Source organism: Tropicimonas sp. TH_r6 (assembly GCF_033101155.1).
GTDB lineage: Bacteria > Pseudomonadota > Alphaproteobacteria > Rhodobacterales > Rhodobacteraceae > Tropicimonas.
The window spans coordinates 143,420-158,748 of the sequence record NZ_JAWMPX010000004.1; the positions used below are offsets into that span (position 1 = coordinate 143,420).

Consider the following 15,329-nt stretch of genomic DNA (forward strand, 5'->3'; position numbering starts at 1 on the left):
TTTTCGCTCACTCAGAGCCGCCGCGTTTCGCCCTCAACTTGACGAAATAATCAACGCGGCGTTTTAATTCACGTTCGAAACCGCGCTCGACAGGAAGGTAATAGATCCCCCGCTTCATGCTCTCCGGAAAATAATCCTGTCCTGAGAATGCATCTTCTGCGTCGTGATCATATTGATAACCGTCACCATAGCCCTGATCCTTCATGAGGTTGGTCGGCGCATTCAGGATATGCTTGGGCGGCGGTTCCGAGCCAGTCCGCGTGGCGGCCGCCATGGCAGACTTGTAGGCCGCATAGGTCGCATTCGATTTTGGCGCGAGTGCCAGATAGACGACCGCCTGGGCCAATGCCAATTCACCTTCGGGGCTGCCGATCCGCTCATACGTCTCCCAGGCCTGCAGGCAAATCCCCTGCGCCTGCGGGTCCGCCAGCCCGATATCCTCGACCGCCATCCGTGTGACTCGCCGTGCGAGAAAACGCGGGTCCTCGCCCCCCTTCAGCATACGTGCCAGCCAGTAGAGCGCCGCATCCGGGTCCGAGCCCCGCACCGACTTGTGCAGCGCGGAGATCAGGTTGTAATGCGCCTCACCGGACTTGTCATATTGCGCCGCCCGCCGCGTAAGCCGCGCAGTGAGGTGATCGATGTCCAGCGGCGCCGAGACCGCCCAGACCGAGACCTGCTCGACGAGGTTCAACAGGGCCCGCCCATCGCCATCGGCCATACCGACAAGGGCTTCCCGCGCCCCCGGCGTCAGCGGCAGCTTCGCCCCGACCTCCACCTCGGCGCGCTGCAGCATTCGCTCCAGCGCCTCTTCGTCCAGCCGATTGAGCACCAGCACCTGCGAACGACTCAGCACGGCGGCGTTCAGCTCAAAGGAGGGATTCTCCGTCGTCGCACCGACGAGCACGATGGTCCCGTCCTCCATATGCGGCAGGAAGCCATCCTGCTGTGCCTTGTTGAACCGATGGATCTCGTCGACGAAAAGCAGGGTCCCCTGCCCCGTCCGCCGCCGAAGGCGCGCCGCCTCGAAGACCTTTCGCAGTTCGGGAACGCCGGTAAAAATCGCGCTGATCTGAATGAAATGGAGGTCTGTCTCGCGCGCCAGCAGCCGTGCGATGGTCGTCTTGCCGACTCCGGGAGGCCCCCACAGGATCAGCGACGACAGGCTGCCACTCGCGAGCATCGTGCCAAGCGGAGCATCTGGCCCCAACAGATGATCCTGCCCGATCACCTCTGAAAGCCGCGCCGGGCGCATACGGTCGGCCAGCGGGCGCGGCGCGCCGTCCGTCGAGTCAGTGGGGGAGTCGAAGAGATCAGCCATCGGCGCCAGATTAGGCCCGGCGCGCGACAGGGAAAAGCTGGAAACGTGTCAGCGACAACGCATTAAAGAAGACGCGCATCTTTCGCGCGCTGGATCGCTTCGGCCGTCGTCCGCGCCATGAGCCGCTGGCGGGCAGAGGTCAGACGCGCCTTGAGCGCGCTTTCCGAGATCCCGAGCTTGGCCGCCGCAGCCGCATGTCGATCCCCCGCCGCAACAAGCCGCAACGCCTCGACCTGCGCCTGGGTGAGGCTCTCGGGTGGTTCGGTCATGTCATGCATGCGCTCGATGATGCTCCAGGCCCTGTCCCGTTCTGAATCGGTGAACTCACGATCCGCCCGTGTGACAGAAGCAATCGTGCGCGAGGCAATCGGCCCACACGCGACCTGCACGCCGTATTTCAACCCATAGGTCGCGGCTTCCACCATGATGCCGAACGGATCCGGGATATCGATGTCGCTCCACCGCGCAGCCCCGACCGTCGAAAAGCCCCAGGCCGTCATCGGATCCCGCATTGCATAGGCTTGAGACGTGTAACGATCGATCCAGGCACTGTCGTAGGTCTGGAAAGTCATCAAAGGAGACGCGAAACGGATATGAAGCCCGACGAAATACCCCGCCGGTGCCAATTCAGCCAGAAGCCGCAATTCTCGTTCGATCGTAGCGCGCTCAATCATATCTTTTTTTTGCCCATTTGCCCCATGTAAGGTCAATATCAAAGTAAACCAACGGTTAACGCAGATCACTTTCTGGCGAATGACGTTGCGTTAATGTTTATCCGTTTTCTTCCCTGACACGGGTCTGACGTTTTCGCTCGGAGTATACCGCCCACCGTTCGGTGGTCCAAAAAAAAGGCTCCCGGAACCCGAGAGCCTCTTACGATCCGCTGGAGCAGGAACTTATTCCTCAGCGGCTTCCTCGCGAGCGCGGTCCTCGGCGCCCTTGGCGTCGACATCGCGGTCAACCAGCTCGATGATCGCCATCGGCGCCATGTCGCCATAGCGGAAGCCGGCTTTCAGGATACGAACGCAGCCACCGTTGCGCTCGGCATAGCGCGGCCCGAGAATCTCGAAGAGCTTTGCAACATGCTTGTCTTGCTTGAGGCGCGAGTCGGCCAGGCGGCGGGCGTGCAGATCGCCGCGCTTGCCCAGCGTGATCAGCTTCTCGACGATCGGCTTGAGTTCCTTGGCCTTGGGCAGGGTAGTCTTGATCTGCTCATGCTCGATCAGCGAGCCGGCCATGTTGGCGAAAAGCGCCTTGCGGTGCTCATGAGTACGATTCAGGCGGCGGTATCCGCGGGCGTGACGCATTGTATCTCTCCTAATTGCCCTCTACGGGCGGTTTTGCTTTGTCTGGCCGGAGATGCGTGTCTCCGGCTCTCCTTGGGGCGGGATGCCCATTGGTTGGACGCGCCACGGCGGCGCGCCCGGTCGAAGATCAGAACTGATCTTCGAATTTCTTGGCCAGATCCTCGATGTTCTCCGGCGGCCATTCCTCGACATCCATGCCGAGATGCAGGCCCATGCCCGAGAGCACTTCCTTGATCTCGTTGAGCGACTTGCGGCCGAAGTTCGGGGTGCGGAGCATCTCGGCTTCGGTCTTCTGGATCAGGTCGCCGATATAAACGATGTTGTCGTTCTTCAGGCAGTTGGCGGAGCGGACAGACAATTCCAACTCGTCCACCTTCTTCAGCAGAAGCGGGTTGAACTCGAGGCCATCATCCTCTTCCTGGCGACCGGCAGCTTCCGGCTCCTCGAAGTTGACGAAGATGCTGAGTTGGTCCTGAAGGATGCGCGCAGCGAAAGCCACGGCGTCTTCCGGGGTCACCGAGCCATCGGTCTCGATCTTCAGAGTCAGCTTGTCATAGTCGAGCACCTGGCCCTCACGGGTCGGCTGCACGTCATAAGACACTTTCTTGACCGGCGAATAGATCGCGTCGATCGGGATCAGACCGATCGGGGCGTCCTCCGGACGGTTCTTGTCGGCGGCGACATAGCCCTTGCCGGTATTGACCGTCAGTTCCATGTAGACATCCGCGCCCTCGTCGAGGTGGCAGATGATGTGCTCCTTGTTGAGCACTTCGATGCCAGCCGTCTCGGAGATGTCGGCAGCCGTAACAACGCCCGGACCCTTGGCGGAAATCGACAGCCGCTTGGGGCCATCCACATCCATCGCGAGCGCAACGCCTTTGAGGTTCAACACGATGTCGGTCACATCCTCGCGGACGCCGGCAACGGAGGAGAACTCATGCAGAACGTTGTCGATCTGAACCGAGGTGATCGCGGCGCCCTGCAGCGACGAGAGCAGCACGCGACGAAGCGCATTGCCGAGCGTCAGGCCAAAGCCCCGCTCCAGCGGCTCAGCCACGAGTGTCGCCTTGCGGGACGCATCCGCGCCCGGCTTGACGTCCAACTGCGTCGGCTTGATCAGTTCCTGCCAGTTCTTATGGATCATGTATGTCGCCTCCATACCTGTTTCCCCGCCATGTCCGAGCGGGCAAACGCCCGAGGTTCAAAATGCCAGAACGGACCGCACCCATTCTGGCGCGGCCCGAATTCTTTGGTCCCGTAGCTTAGACGCGACGGCGCTTCGGCGGACGGCAGCCGTTATGCGCGATCGGCGACACGTCGCGAATCGACGTGATGTTGAAGCCGATCGCTGCGAGGGCACGCAGGGCGCTCTCACGGCCGGAGCCCGGGCCCTGAACCTCGACCTCAAGCGTCTTCACGCCATGTTCCTGCGCCTTGCGGCCCGCATCTTCGGCGGCCATCTGAGCGGCGTAGGGGGTCGACTTCCGGGACCCTTTGAAGCCCATCGTACCGGCGGACGACCAGGAAATGGCGTTGCCTTGTACGTCGGAAATCAGGATCTTGGTGTTGTTGAACGAGGAGTTCACGTGAGCAACGCCAGTGGCGATGTTCTTGGAAACCTTGCGCTTGGTTGCTGCGCGGCGATCTCGTGCCATATCTGCTGCCTCCCCTTACTTCTTCTTGCCGGCAATGGCCTTCGCGGGGCCTTTGCGGGTACGAGCGTTGGTATGGGTACGCTGACCGCGCACGGGCAGGTTACGGCGATGGCGCAGGCCACGGTAGCAGCCGAGATCCATCAGACGCTTGATGTTCATCTGCGTCTCACGGCGCAGGTCGCCTTCAACGGTGAAATTGGCGTCGATATGCTCGCGGATGGCGAGGACTTCGGCATCGGACAGCTCATTCACGCGGCGCGTGGCATCGATGCCGACGGCTTCGCAGATGGCTGCGGCAGACGTGTTGCCAATGCCGGTGATGTAGGTGAGCGCGATCGGGACGCGCTTGGCGGTCGGGATGTTGACCCCAGCGATACGTGCCAAGAGGTATCTTCCTTCATGGTTGCGGTTCCGTAGCACCAGAACCTTTTTTCACAACAGAGGCCCGACAGCATGAGCGCCACCGGGCCGGGCTTCCCGCCGAGCGATCATTGCCGCAAGGGCAAGAATTCGACGACGATTCTCGATTGAGACGCTGTCAACTAAAGGGAAAGCAGGGGGGCGTCAAGGCCCCCCGTTCATACCTTGTCAAGGTAAATCCGGTATCGCGCTCCGGACGGGTCGTCACGGACAGCATTCTGCGAAGGAGTGCTCGGGTCAACCGGTCTCTTTGTCTGCCATGCGCCAATCTGGGCAGGCGTCGCCCGCCAATTTGAGATTTCTGGACAATCGTACGTCCTTTTTCCTGGAAAACGCGGCATTTCCGTCGCCATTTAACGGCTTGTTCAGATAGCAGCGGGCATTCTTCTTCCCGGGTGGGGCTCCAGACGAGGGGACCCAAATGATTCTCATAGGCAACGGACCACTTCCGTTTGCGTCTCCCGCGCCGGTCGGCGCGGGCGCGAACGCGTCCGGCGTCGCAACCCGGTCCGCCACGTCCCAGAATGGGACTGCTCCGGAAGCGACGATTCCCGCAGCGGCACCGAACAAGACAGGACAGTCACACGCCTCTGCTGCCATCCAGACGCAAGGGAACACGATTCGCGCCGTTCTCGCGCCAAGCCGGACAGAGGCGACGGTCACGAACCCGCAAGATCTCTACCGGTCGCTGGGCAGTGGCGCGACTGCGGCAACTTCCGGCTCAATGGAGAGCGCCGTTGGCGGGTCAGGCGGAACGATACAGCTTTCCGAGAAAAGGCCAGATCCGCCGCCACCGCTATCCGCCTATGCGTCGATTCCGACCGAAGTGACGGCGGAGATCCAGCGCTTGCGGGCGGAAAATGCTGAGCTCAAGATCGAGTTGGCGGAGAAAGACAGGCAGATCGAGCAGGCGAAGGCGCAAGCTGCGACTGATCAGACGCAACCTGCCGACATCCCGGCGCCGGACGCCGACTCGCGATCGACCTCGGAGGCATCACAATCGCCGCCTGAGACCGCAGCGTCCGCGGAGCCCCCGGTTTCGCCCCAGACGTCATCCGACGTGGCAACCGATCCTGAGCCACAGGAATAGACCCACGCACTGTCCCGGTCCGCCTTTCGGATAGATCACTGGCCCGCAGGTTGCTCATGACGCGCCAGCGGGCCCTCTTTCTATGACATGGCCTCGCAGCGTTATGGCCAGGTTGCCATTTGAGACGACGTCCACGCACGCCACGGACTGTCGAGCGCGTCCCGGCCTCTGGGTTAGGGGTGCAACACCACTTCTTTTTGGTCCGTTCAGATAATCCAAAGGAACTCAGAGCGGTGTTGTTTCGCCTACAGAGCGCTCTCCGACCGGGCCAGGCAAGTGAGGGCTCGACGCCTTCGGCCAGCATTTGTAGCAATGATCTTTGGTCTCCGAGGCGTGATCGGCCCAAAACCGACCGGCATGACGGACCAACACTGCCTGTCCCTCTCTGGCGCGACTTGGACAGGGCCTGCCACTTTCGCGCATTTCTCGGAACTGACATCGGGCCCCAATAAAAAAGGCACCGCCCGCAAGGGCAGCGCCTCCTGTCCAGGTCATGGATGGCGTCAGTTCAGCGCCTTGTCCGTGATCGCGCTGGTCCAGGCTCCTTCCGGGGTCTTGGTGATGACCGGATCGGAGCCGCCGCCCAGCAGGGTCTCGACGGTGCGGGTATAGTCCGCCTCGTCCAGCGCACCGTTGGAACCGGCGGTGAGCTTGGCGATCTCACCCATCATGCGCTTCTGGTGGGTCTCGGTCTGGGCACCGGTCTCGTCATTGTCGAGCACGATTATCGCCGCGTCGTCCGGGTTCTCCTCGGCCCATTTCCAGCCCTTCATCGAGGCCTTCACGAAGCGCACCATCTTGTCCTCGAAGGCCGGGTCGGAGAGGTTTTCCTCCAGCACGTAGAGCCCGTCTTCCAGCGTTGCGACGCCCTGATCCTCGTATTTGAAGGTAATCAACTCGTCCGGGTTCACACCGGCATCGATCACCTGCCAATACTCGTTATAGGTCATGGTCGAGATGCAATCGGCCTGGCGCTGGATCAGCGGGTCGACATTGAAGCCCTGCTTGAGCACTTCCACCCCCATCTCTGCCTTGCCATCGGTGGCAATCCCGAGCGAGGACATCCAGCTCATGAAGGGGAACTCGTTGCCGAAGAACCAGACGCCGAGCGTGCGGTTGGCCAGATCCTTGGGTGCCTCGATGCCGGTATCCTTCCAGCAGGTCAGCATCATGCCCGAGCTCTTGAAGGGCTGGGCGATATTGACCAGCGGCAGGCCCTTTTCGCGGGCCGCCAGCGCGGCGGGCATCCATTCGACGGTCACATCGGCGCCACCACCGGCGATGACCTGCGTCGGCGCGATGTCCGGGCCGCCCGGCAGAATGGTCACGTCGAGGTCTTCTTCCTCGTAGAAGCCCTGATCGAGGGCGACATAGTAGCCGGCGAACTGCGCCTGGGTGACCCATTTCAGCTGAAGCTTCACCTCGTCGGCCGCCATGGCCGTGCTGGCGATCAGGGAAAGTGCCGTCCCCGCAAGAAATCTCTTCATTATGTCTCTCCTTGTTGGTCTTCGGTTTATGCCGCCTTGTTCCGGCGGTTTGGTTATCTGCGTTGCGAGGGGTGCCAGAAGGTCACCGCCTTTTCGATCCAGGACACGCTGCCATAAAGAAGCGTGCCGACGATAGCCGCGACGACGATCTCCGCCCAGACGAGGTCAATGGACAGGCTTCCGACGCCGGTGGAAATGCGGAACCCCATGCCCCGGGTTGGCGAGCCGAAATACTCGGCGACGATTGCCCCGATCAGCGCCAGTGTTGATGCAATTTTCAGCCCGTTGAAGATGAAGGGCATCGCGGCCGGCAAGCGCAGCTTCAGCAGCGTCTGCAGATAGCCCGCCGCATAGGTCCGCATCAGGTCGCGCTGCATCGCGTCGGTCTCGCGCAGCCCCTGCACCGTGTTGACCAGCACCGGGAAGAACACCATCACCACCACGACCGCCGCCTTGGAATGCCAGTCGAAGCCGAACCAGCTCACGAGGATTGGCGCGATGCCGACAATGGGAAGCGCAGCGACGAAATTGCCGATTGGCAGCAAGCCGCGCGTGAGGAAGCTGGATCGGTCGATCAGGACCGCAACAAGGAACGCGGCGCCGCAGCCCATGACATAGCCCGTCAACGCGCCCTTGAGCACGGTCTGGACGAAATCCTGCCAGAGCATGTCGGTCGAGGCCGCGAAGGTTGCGGCGATGGCCGAGGGGGCCGGCAAGATCACCGGCGAGACGCCGAGCCCGTCGACCAGCCCTTCCCAAAGATAGAGCGAGGCGAGCCCGAGCATCACCGGTACGAAGACCCGTGCGGCCCGATCGTCGCGATCTGGCGAATTGGCGATAGCGCTGTTGATGGCCCATACGGCGATGAAACCCGCGATAGAGAAGATCAGCGTCGTCATGCCTGCAGCCCCATCCGCTTGAGGGTTATCCGCTGCGCGAGATCAAGAAGCGTTACGAGGATGCCCGCGAGGATGGCCGCGGCCAGCAGCGCCGCCCAGATCGCCAGCGGCGTCCCGAACTGGTCCCCGATCAGGATACGCGCGCCAAGTCCCGAGATGGCCCCGGTCGGCAATTCGCCCACGATGGCGCCGACCAGCGCCGAGGCGATACCGATCTTCAGCGAGGTGAAGAGGTACGGCACGGAGGCCGGCAGGCGCAGCTTGACGAAGGTCTCCCATTGCGAGGCGCTATAGGTCCGCAGCAGGTCGAGTTGCGAGGCGGATGGCGCGCGCAGCCCCTTCACCATGCCGACCAGAACCGGGAAATAGCACAGATAGGCGGAGATGATCGCCTTCGGCACACCCCGATCCTCGATACCAAGCTGCGAGGAGAGCACGATGATCATCGGCGCCAGCGCCACGATGGGGATAGTCTGGCTGATGATGGCCCAGGGCATGACGCTCATATCCATCACCCGAGAATGGGTGATCGCCACCGCACCGGCAATGCCAAGGAAGGTGCCGAGCAGGAAGCCCCAAAGCGTCGATTTCAGCGTCACCGTGGCATGATAGATCAGCGAGCGCTTGGACATCGCCTTGCCCCGCAGCGCCATCTCGCCGGTGGTTTTCCAAAGCTCGCGACCGACTTGCGCCGGCGTCGGCAGCCGTGGCCGGTCGAGCGCATAGCCCTCCGAAATATACTCCGAATTGTCGGCCATCAGCCGCCAGACCGAGACCTCCAACCGCGTACGTCCGCCTTCGGGCTCGATCACGGCGCCGCCCCGCTCGGCCTGATCGAGCGCAGTGCGGATATTCATCGGCGCCACGGCGGCATACCAGATACCGACGATCGCCGCGAGAACCACGAGAACGGGAACTACATTCTTCATCGCTGAGCCTCCCGATCAATCGTCATACGCATGCCCCGCCCGCAGTCCTTCGCGCACACGATGGGCGATTTCGAGGAATTCCGGCGTGTCGCGAATGTCGAGCGGACGTTCGCGCGGCAGGGTGCTCTCGATAACATCCGTGATCCGCCCCGGACGTGGCGACATCACCACGATCTTGGTCGAGAGATAGACCGCTTCCGGGATCGAATGCGTGACAAAACCGATGGTCTTGCCAGTCCGGCCCCAGAGCGCGAGGAGCTGCTCGTTGAGGTGGTCGCGCACGATCTCGTCCAACGCCCCGAAAGGCTCGTCCATCAGCAGGATCTCGGCGTCGAAAGCCAGCGCACGGGCAATCGACGCCCGCTGCTGCATCCCGCCCGAAAGCTGCCAGGGGAATTTCTCGCCGAAGCCTTCGAGATCGACCAGCTTGAGCACCTTGTCGACATGCTCCCGCTTGCTCTCTTTCGAATAGCCCATGATCTCCAAGGGCAGCTCGATATTCTTTGAGATCGTCCGCCACGGGTACAGCCCCGCCGCCTGGAACACATAGCCATAGGCCCGCTGGCGGCGCGCCTCGTCCGGGCTCATCCCGTTCACGGTGATCTCGCCGCCCGTCGGATGCTCCAGCGCCGCCACGACCCGCAGGAAGGTGGTCTTGCCGCAGCCCGACGGGCCGATGAAGGAGACGAAATCTCCCTTGTTGATGGTCAGGTTGACATCGCGCAGGGCCTGAACCGCCCCGTCATTCGTCTGGAAGGTCAGGTCGAGCTTTTCTGCGAAGATGACAGGCTCTTGCGCCACGCCGTTCATCTTTTCATTCGATTCAATCAGCGCCATCTAACCCGCATCTTTCCATCTGAGTACGATCTCTTCAGCGTCTTCATAGAGTTTTGGGTTCTTGAACTGCGCTCGCTCTTTTTCCACAAAACTCTGTAGGCGCTCCCAATCACGGAGTAACGTTGTACGCCAGTACAGCCTTAGAGCTTCTTCATCGATTGCGTCTAACCGGATCTTTAGCCCAAGCATCTCGTAGACATTCACCACGTGCCGAAAAACGGCAATGTCGCCTTTGTCGGTTGGAACATCTATTCCATCATTCAGCTTCGTGAGCATCTTATCGCGGTTCGATCGAAACTTGTCGTTTTGAAGCACGTCAAACGCGTCCTGAGCAGACTCCCGACGAAACCTAGCTTGCTCAAGTGTGCTTGATCCCGCCATCAATCCAACTTGCTTCCACACAAACACGGCGGTGGCGAGTACCGCCACCGAAGCCGCGACAGTCGAAATATTTGCCCAAGTCTCAAGATTCGAGTACCAAACCAATCTCACACCCCGCTTGCGGGAATGCCGGACCGTTCGACGGGCCGCGGTGCCGTGAGTTCTTTCCAGGTCGACAGCGCCTTGTTGACGGTCGCGTTCGGTTCGCGGGCGACAAACTCGCCATGCCCGCTCTCGCAGGTCATCTCGCCATCGGTCACGGCCACCTGCCCGCGCGTCAGCGTGTAGCGCGGCAGCCCCTTCACTTCCTTGCCTTCGAACACGTTGTAATCAATCGCGGATTCCTGTGTCTCGGCGGTAATGGTCTTCGACTTCTCCGGATCCCAGACGACGATATCCGCATCCGCGCCGACAAGGATCGCCCCCTTCTTCGGATAGCAGTTGAGGATCTTGGCGATATTGGTCGAAGTCACGGCCACGAACTCGTTCGGCGTCAGCCGCCCGGTGGCCACCCCGTGGGTCCAGAGCATCGGCATCCGATCTTCCAGCCCGCCGGTCCCGTTCGGGATCTTGGTGAAGTCGCCCACGCCGAAGCGCTTCTGCTCGGTCGAGAAGGCGCAGTGATCCGTGGCGACACAGGAGAGCGTGCCCGATTGCAGGCCGGCCCAGAGGCTGTCCTGATGCTGCTTGTTGCGGAAAGGCGGGGACATCACGCGGCGCGCGGCGTGGTCCCAGTCGGGATTGGCATATTCGCTCTCGTCCAGCGTCAGGTGCTGGATCAGCGGCTCGCCCCAGACGCGCTTGCCATTCATCTTCGCCCGGCGGATCGCCTCATGCGCCTCCTCGCAGGACGTGTGCACGACATAGAGCGGCGCCCCGGCCATGTCGGCGATCATGATCGCGCGGTTCGTCGCCTCGCCCTCGACCTGGCTGGGCCGCGAGAAGGCATGCGCCTCGGGGCCGTTATTGCCCTCGGCCAGCAGCTTGGCCTGCATCTCGGCGACAACATCGCCATTTTCGGCATGAACAAGCGGCGTCGCGCCCAGCTCGGCACAGCGCTGGAAGCTCGCATAGAGCTCGTCATCATTCACCATCAGCGCGCCTTTATAGGCCATGAAATGCTTGAAGGTGTTGATGCCGCGCCCGACGACCTGCTCCATCTCATTGAAGACCTGCTCGCCCCACCATGTGATCGCCATGTGGAAGGAATAGTCGCAATTGGCCCGGGTCGACTTGTTGTCCCACATCTGGATCGCGTCTAGGAGCCCCTGCCCCGGGCTCGGCAGCGCGAAATCGACGACCATCGTCGTGCCGCCAGCCAGCGCCGCACGAGTGCCGGACTCGAAATCGTCCGTCGAATAGGTGCCCATGAAGGGCATCTCCAGATGGGTATGCGGATCGATCCCGCCCGGCATCACGTAGCAGCCCGTCGCGTCCAGCACCTCGTCGCCCACCAGCCCCTCGCCGATGGCCACGATCTTGCCGCCCTCCACCAACACGTCCGACTTGTAGGTCAGGTCGGCGGTGACGATGGTTCCGTTCTTGATGACCGTTGTCATTTCGTATCTCCCTGTTTTTCGCACCCGCGGCCGATTATTGCGGCAGCTCACAATACCGGTCCAGACCGGCCAGTCTTTGGGCTTCCGTCGGCGGCAGCGGGTAAATCTCTTCTTCGTAGCGGTAGTAGTAGCAGTCGCCCTTGAGCAGGATGTCCTCGGCGGTCACGCCTTCGGGCAATACCTGCGCAAGCGCCAGCGGCAGCCCCCAGTCAACGACCTGATACCCGCCCGGCGCAGTGCAGCCGGACAGGATCAGGGCAGCCGTCAGGGGCGTTGCCGCTTTTTTCACTCCACGATCTCCGCCGTTTCCAGCACCGCGTGGAACAGCACATTCGCGCCCGCCTCGGCCCATTCCGGCGAGATATCCTCGGCCTCGTTATGGCTCAGCCCGTCCACGCAGGGGCACATGACCATGGAGGTCGGCGCCACGTCGTTGATCCAGCAGGCGTCGTGACCGGCGCCGGAGACAATGTCGATATGGCTGTATCCGAGGCGCTCGGCGGCGGCGCGCACGGCGGAGACGCAGTTCTCGTCAAAGGCGGGCGGGTCGAAGCTGCCGACGATCTCGGTTTCCAGCGACACCCCGATCTCCTCGCAGAGCCCCGGCGCGCGGGCGTAGAATTCCTCCAGCATCGCGTCGATGATGTCCTGCACATGCGAACGGAAATCGACCGTGAAGACGACCTTGCCGGGGATGATGTTGCGCGAGTTCGGGTAGACATCGACATGGCCAATGGCGCCGACCGAGTTCGGCTGGTGCTTCATCGCGATCTCGTGGACCAGCTCCGTGATCCGCGCCAACCCGCGCCCGGCATTCTTGCGCATCGGCATCGGCGTCGAGCCTGTATGGCTCTCCTTGCCGGTCACGGTGCATTCGATCCAGCGCAGACCCTGCCCATGGGTGACGACGCCGATATCGATGCCTTCGGCTTCGAGGATCGGACCCTGCTCGATATGCAGTTCGAACAGCGCATGGATCTTGCGCGCGCCGACTTCCTCCTCGCCCTTCCAGCCGATCCGCTCCAGCTCATCGCCGAACTTCTTGCCTTCCGCATCGACACGGTCAAAGGCCCAGTCCAGCTCGTGTTTGCCGGCAAAGACGCCGGAGGCGAGCATGGCGGGCGCAAAGCGCGTGCCTTCCTCGTTGGTCCAGTTGACGACCACGATCGGGTGCTTTGTCTTGATTCCGAGATCGTTCATCGAGCGCACGGCCTCCAGCGCGCCAAGCACGCCCAGAACGCCGTCATATTTCCCGCCCGTCGGCTGGGTGTCCAAGTGCGAACCGGCATAGACGGGCAGTGCGTCCGGGTCCGTGCCCTCGCGATAGGCGAACATGTTGCCGATCTGGTCGACCCCCATCGTCATCCCGGCGGCTTCGCACCAGCTCTGGAACAGGGCGCGGCCGGTGGCATCGTCGTCGGTCAGCGTCTGGCGGTTGTTGCCACCGGCGATGCCCGGGCCGATCTTGGCCATTTCCATGATGCTGTCCCAAAGACGGGAGCCGTTGATTTTCAGGTTCTCACCAGGTGCGGCCATAGCCTTATTCCTTTTCCCGGTTGACATGTTCACCCCGGCTGAGCCGGCGCAGCGCATCAAGCGCGGCTTCGGCCATCTGTTCGGGGACAAAGATATGATCGTGATGATTGGCGGCGACGACATTGCTGGGAATGTTCAGCTCCGCCAGCGTAACGGACACCGCCGCCGTAAGACCGACACCATCGAGTGCCGAATGGACATCGAGCGTGATCTGGCGATAGGCATCCGCATCGTCTGGCCCGGCCTCGACAATCACCGACAGCCCCTCTTCCTCGCGAAACATGCCCAGCGCGGCGGAGAGCTCCGCCTGCCCGGCCCCGGCTTCCAGCGTCCGGAAGACATAGCGACCGGCAAGCAGGCGCGGCGACATCTGCCGCACCATCTCGCTCCCGTCCCTGACCCGTTCCGCCATCTCGCGCCTCCTCAGTCCAGCGCCGTCAGAACGTCGCGCAGCGTGCCGAAGAGTTGGTCGATATGGGATTTCTCGATGATCAGCGGCGGCGAGAGGGCGATGATGTCCCCCGTCGTGCGGATCAACACGCCCTTGTCATAGGCATCGAGGAAGGCCTGGAAAGCGCGCTTGGTCGGCGCACCCGCGATGGGCGACAGCTCGATGGCGCCGATCAGGCCCATGTTGCGGATGTCGATCACATGCGGGCAGTCGGCCAGCGAATGCAGCGCATCCTCCCAATAGGGCGCGAGTTCGGCCGCGCGCTCGAAGAGCCCTTCCTCGCGATAGGTCTGGAGCGTGGCCAGACCAGCGGCGGAGGCGATCGGGTTGCCCGAATAGGTGTAGCCGTGAAAGAGCTCGATCATATGCTCGGGGCCGGTCATGAAGGCGTCATGGATCTGGGCCGTGGCCAGCACCGCGCCCATCGGGATCACGCCATTGGTCAGCCCCTTGGCGGTGGTGATCAGGTCCGGCATCACGCCGAAATGCTCGGCCGCGAAGGAAGAGCCAAGCCGCCCGAACCCGGTGATCACTTCGTCAAAGATCAGCAGGATGCCATACTTGGTGCAGATCTCGCGCAGCTTCTCCAGATAGCCCTTCGGCGGCAGCAGCACGCCCGTGGAGCCGGCCATCGGCTCGACGATCACCGCCGCGATGGTCTCGGCCCCGTGCAGCGTGCAGATCGCCTCCAGCTCCTCGGCGAGATAATCGCCATGTTCCGGCTGGCCGCGCGTCATCGCGTTCTCGGGCAGATGGGTCGCCGGCAGGTGGTCCACGCCGGTCAGCAGCGAGCCGAAGAACTTGCGGTTGTTGACGATCCCGCCAACAGAGATCCCGCCGAAATTCACTCCGTGATAGCCGCGCTCGCGCCCGATCAGCCGCGTCCGCTGCCCCTCGCCACGGGCGCGGTGATAGGCCAGCGCGATCTTCAGCGCTGTCTCGACGGATTCGGACCCGGAATTGGTGAAGAAGACATGGTCGAACGGCTCCGGCGCCATGTCACGCAGCGCGGAGGCCAGTTCGAACGCCTTGGGGTGCCCCATCTGGAAGGCCGGCGCGGAATCCAGCTCGCCGGCCTGCGCCCGGATCGCCTCAACGATCTTCGGCCGGTTGTGGCCCGCATTGCAGCACCACAGACCGGCTGTGCCGTCCAACACCTCCCGCCCGTCATCCGTCTTGTAGAACATGCCATCGGCGGACACGAACATCCGCGGCGCCTGTTTGAACTGGCGATTGGCCGTGAAAGGCATCCAGAATGCACTGAGGTCATTTGGAGCAGACGGTTGGTCGAGCACCATTGGCTTATTCCCTGCTAGCTACCGCGTTGACTGAGACGGCTTGCTTGTCGTTATGTTTGACCAAATGGTCAGGAACACGCTACCACCGACTCGACTCCAGTCAAGCGAATGGCTGAATTCTGTGCATAGGCCCAAAAAGGCCCCGGATTTTCGCCCCAG

General features: G+C 62.3%; 16 protein-coding genes. All 16 read right to left on the reverse strand.

What is annotated here, in order from left to right; genetic code table 11:
* Nucleotides 1-7 precede the first annotated feature (7 nt).
* Complete coding sequence (locus R3X27_RS06200) at nucleotides 8-1,321, reverse strand: replication-associated recombination protein A (RefSeq protein WP_317707960.1); 1,314 nt, start codon at nucleotides 1,319-1,321, stop codon at nucleotides 8-10.
* A 62-nt stretch (nucleotides 1,322-1,383) separates the two neighbouring features.
* The gene (locus tag R3X27_RS06205; RefSeq protein WP_317707961.1) at nucleotides 1,384-1,995 is read right to left on the reverse strand and encodes an autoinducer binding domain-containing protein; all 612 of its coding nucleotides are present in this window, start codon (nucleotides 1,993-1,995) and stop codon (nucleotides 1,384-1,386) included.
* A 222-nt stretch (nucleotides 1,996-2,217) separates the two neighbouring features.
* The gene (gene rplQ / locus R3X27_RS06210) at nucleotides 2,218-2,628 is read right to left on the reverse strand and encodes a 50S ribosomal protein L17 (protein WP_317707962.1); all 411 of its coding nucleotides are present in this window, start codon (nucleotides 2,626-2,628) and stop codon (nucleotides 2,218-2,220) included.
* Nucleotides 2,629-2,755: 127 nt separating this feature from the next.
* A complete protein-coding gene (locus R3X27_RS06215) occupies nucleotides 2,756-3,772 on the reverse strand; it encodes a DNA-directed RNA polymerase subunit alpha (protein WP_317707963.1) in 1,017 nt (338 codons plus the stop codon).
* Between the two features lie 118 nt (nucleotides 3,773-3,890).
* Nucleotides 3,891-4,283: a 30S ribosomal protein S11 gene (rpsK, locus tag R3X27_RS06220; RefSeq protein WP_317707964.1), complete on the reverse strand. Its 393-nt coding sequence runs from the start codon at nucleotides 4,281-4,283 to the stop codon at nucleotides 3,891-3,893.
* Between the two features lie 15 nt (nucleotides 4,284-4,298).
* Nucleotides 4,299-4,667 (reverse strand): 30S ribosomal protein S13, encoded by a 369-nt coding sequence (rpsM, locus tag R3X27_RS06225; RefSeq protein WP_317707965.1) that lies wholly within the window; start codon nucleotides 4,665-4,667, stop codon nucleotides 4,299-4,301.
* 1,629 nt (nucleotides 4,668-6,296) lie between these two features.
* The gene (locus tag R3X27_RS06230) at nucleotides 6,297-7,280 is read right to left on the reverse strand and encodes an ABC transporter substrate-binding protein (RefSeq protein WP_317707966.1); all 984 of its coding nucleotides are present in this window, start codon (nucleotides 7,278-7,280) and stop codon (nucleotides 6,297-6,299) included.
* Nucleotides 7,281-7,333: 53 nt separating this feature from the next.
* Nucleotides 7,334-8,179: an ABC transporter permease gene (locus tag R3X27_RS06235; RefSeq protein WP_317707967.1), complete on the reverse strand. Its 846-nt coding sequence runs from the start codon at nucleotides 8,177-8,179 to the stop codon at nucleotides 7,334-7,336.
* Entirely contained in the window at nucleotides 8,176-9,108 is a 933-nt protein-coding gene (locus R3X27_RS06240; protein WP_317707968.1) for an ABC transporter permease, read from the reverse strand. The genes R3X27_RS06235 and R3X27_RS06240 overlap by 4 nt, the downstream gene beginning before the upstream one ends.
* Before the next feature lie 15 nt (nucleotides 9,109-9,123).
* Nucleotides 9,124-9,945 carry an ABC transporter ATP-binding protein gene (locus R3X27_RS06245; RefSeq protein ID WP_317707969.1) on the reverse strand — a complete coding sequence of 274 codons (822 nt, stop codon included), beginning with the start codon at nucleotides 9,943-9,945 and terminating at the stop codon, nucleotides 9,124-9,126.
* A complete protein-coding gene (locus R3X27_RS06250) occupies nucleotides 9,946-10,431 on the reverse strand; it encodes a DUF4760 domain-containing protein (RefSeq protein WP_317707970.1) in 486 nt (161 codons plus the stop codon).
* Between the two features lie 2 nt (nucleotides 10,432-10,433).
* Nucleotides 10,434-11,885 (reverse strand): dihydropyrimidinase, encoded by a 1,452-nt coding sequence (gene hydA / locus R3X27_RS06255; RefSeq protein WP_317707971.1) that lies wholly within the window; start codon nucleotides 11,883-11,885, stop codon nucleotides 10,434-10,436.
* 34 nt (nucleotides 11,886-11,919) lie between these two features.
* Nucleotides 11,920-12,174 carry a hypothetical protein gene (locus tag R3X27_RS06260; RefSeq protein ID WP_317707972.1) on the reverse strand — a complete coding sequence of 85 codons (255 nt, stop codon included), beginning with the start codon at nucleotides 12,172-12,174 and terminating at the stop codon, nucleotides 11,920-11,922.
* Complete coding sequence (locus R3X27_RS06265; RefSeq protein WP_317707973.1) at nucleotides 12,171-13,421, reverse strand: Zn-dependent hydrolase; 1,251 nt, start codon at nucleotides 13,419-13,421, stop codon at nucleotides 12,171-12,173. Before R3X27_RS06265 ends, R3X27_RS06260 begins: the two co-directional genes overlap by 4 nt.
* Before the next feature lie 4 nt (nucleotides 13,422-13,425).
* A complete protein-coding gene (locus R3X27_RS06270) occupies nucleotides 13,426-13,833 on the reverse strand; it encodes an ACT domain-containing protein (protein WP_317707974.1) in 408 nt (135 codons plus the stop codon).
* 11 nt (nucleotides 13,834-13,844) lie between these two features.
* Nucleotides 13,845-15,170, reverse strand: a complete 1,326-nt coding sequence (locus R3X27_RS06275) for an aspartate aminotransferase family protein (RefSeq protein WP_317707975.1) — start codon at nucleotides 15,168-15,170, stop codon at nucleotides 13,845-13,847.
* Nucleotides 15,171-15,329 lie beyond the last annotated feature (159 nt).

Bases quoted from the DNA above. Each gene is read 5' to 3' on its own strand.
- R3X27_RS06245 (WP_317707969.1), bottom strand. From the start codon at position 9,945: ATGGCGCTGATTGAATCGAATGAAAAGATGAACGGCGTGGCGCAAGAG.
- R3X27_RS06275 (WP_317707975.1), bottom strand. From the start codon at position 15,170: ATGGTGCTCGACCAACCGTCTGCTCCAAATGACCTCAGTGCATTCTGG.
- R3X27_RS06240 (WP_317707968.1), bottom strand. From the start codon at position 9,108: ATGAAGAATGTAGTTCCCGTTCTCGTGGTTCTCGCGGCGATCGTCGGT.
- R3X27_RS06265 (WP_317707973.1), bottom strand. From the start codon at position 13,421: ATGGCCGCACCTGGTGAGAACCTGAAAATCAACGGCTCCCGTCTTTGG.
- hydA (WP_317707971.1), bottom strand. From the start codon at position 11,885: ATGACAACGGTCATCAAGAACGGAACCATCGTCACCGCCGACCTGACC.
- R3X27_RS06230 (WP_317707966.1), bottom strand. From the start codon at position 7,280: ATGAAGAGATTTCTTGCGGGGACGGCACTTTCCCTGATCGCCAGCACG.
- rpsK (WP_317707964.1), bottom strand. From the start codon at position 4,283: ATGGCACGAGATCGCCGCGCAGCAACCAAGCGCAAGGTTTCCAAGAAC.
- R3X27_RS06215 (WP_317707963.1), bottom strand. From the start codon at position 3,772: ATGATCCATAAGAACTGGCAGGAACTGATCAAGCCGACGCAGTTGGAC.
- R3X27_RS06200 (WP_317707960.1), bottom strand. From the start codon at position 1,321: ATGGCTGATCTCTTCGACTCCCCCACTGACTCGACGGACGGCGCGCCG.
- R3X27_RS06235 (WP_317707967.1), bottom strand. From the start codon at position 8,179: ATGACGACGCTGATCTTCTCTATCGCGGGTTTCATCGCCGTATGGGCC.
- R3X27_RS06205 (WP_317707961.1), bottom strand. From the start codon at position 1,995: ATGATTGAGCGCGCTACGATCGAACGAGAATTGCGGCTTCTGGCTGAA.
- rplQ (WP_317707962.1), bottom strand. From the start codon at position 2,628: ATGCGTCACGCCCGCGGATACCGCCGCCTGAATCGTACTCATGAGCAC.
- R3X27_RS06270 (WP_317707974.1), bottom strand. From the start codon at position 13,833: ATGGCGGAACGGGTCAGGGACGGGAGCGAGATGGTGCGGCAGATGTCG.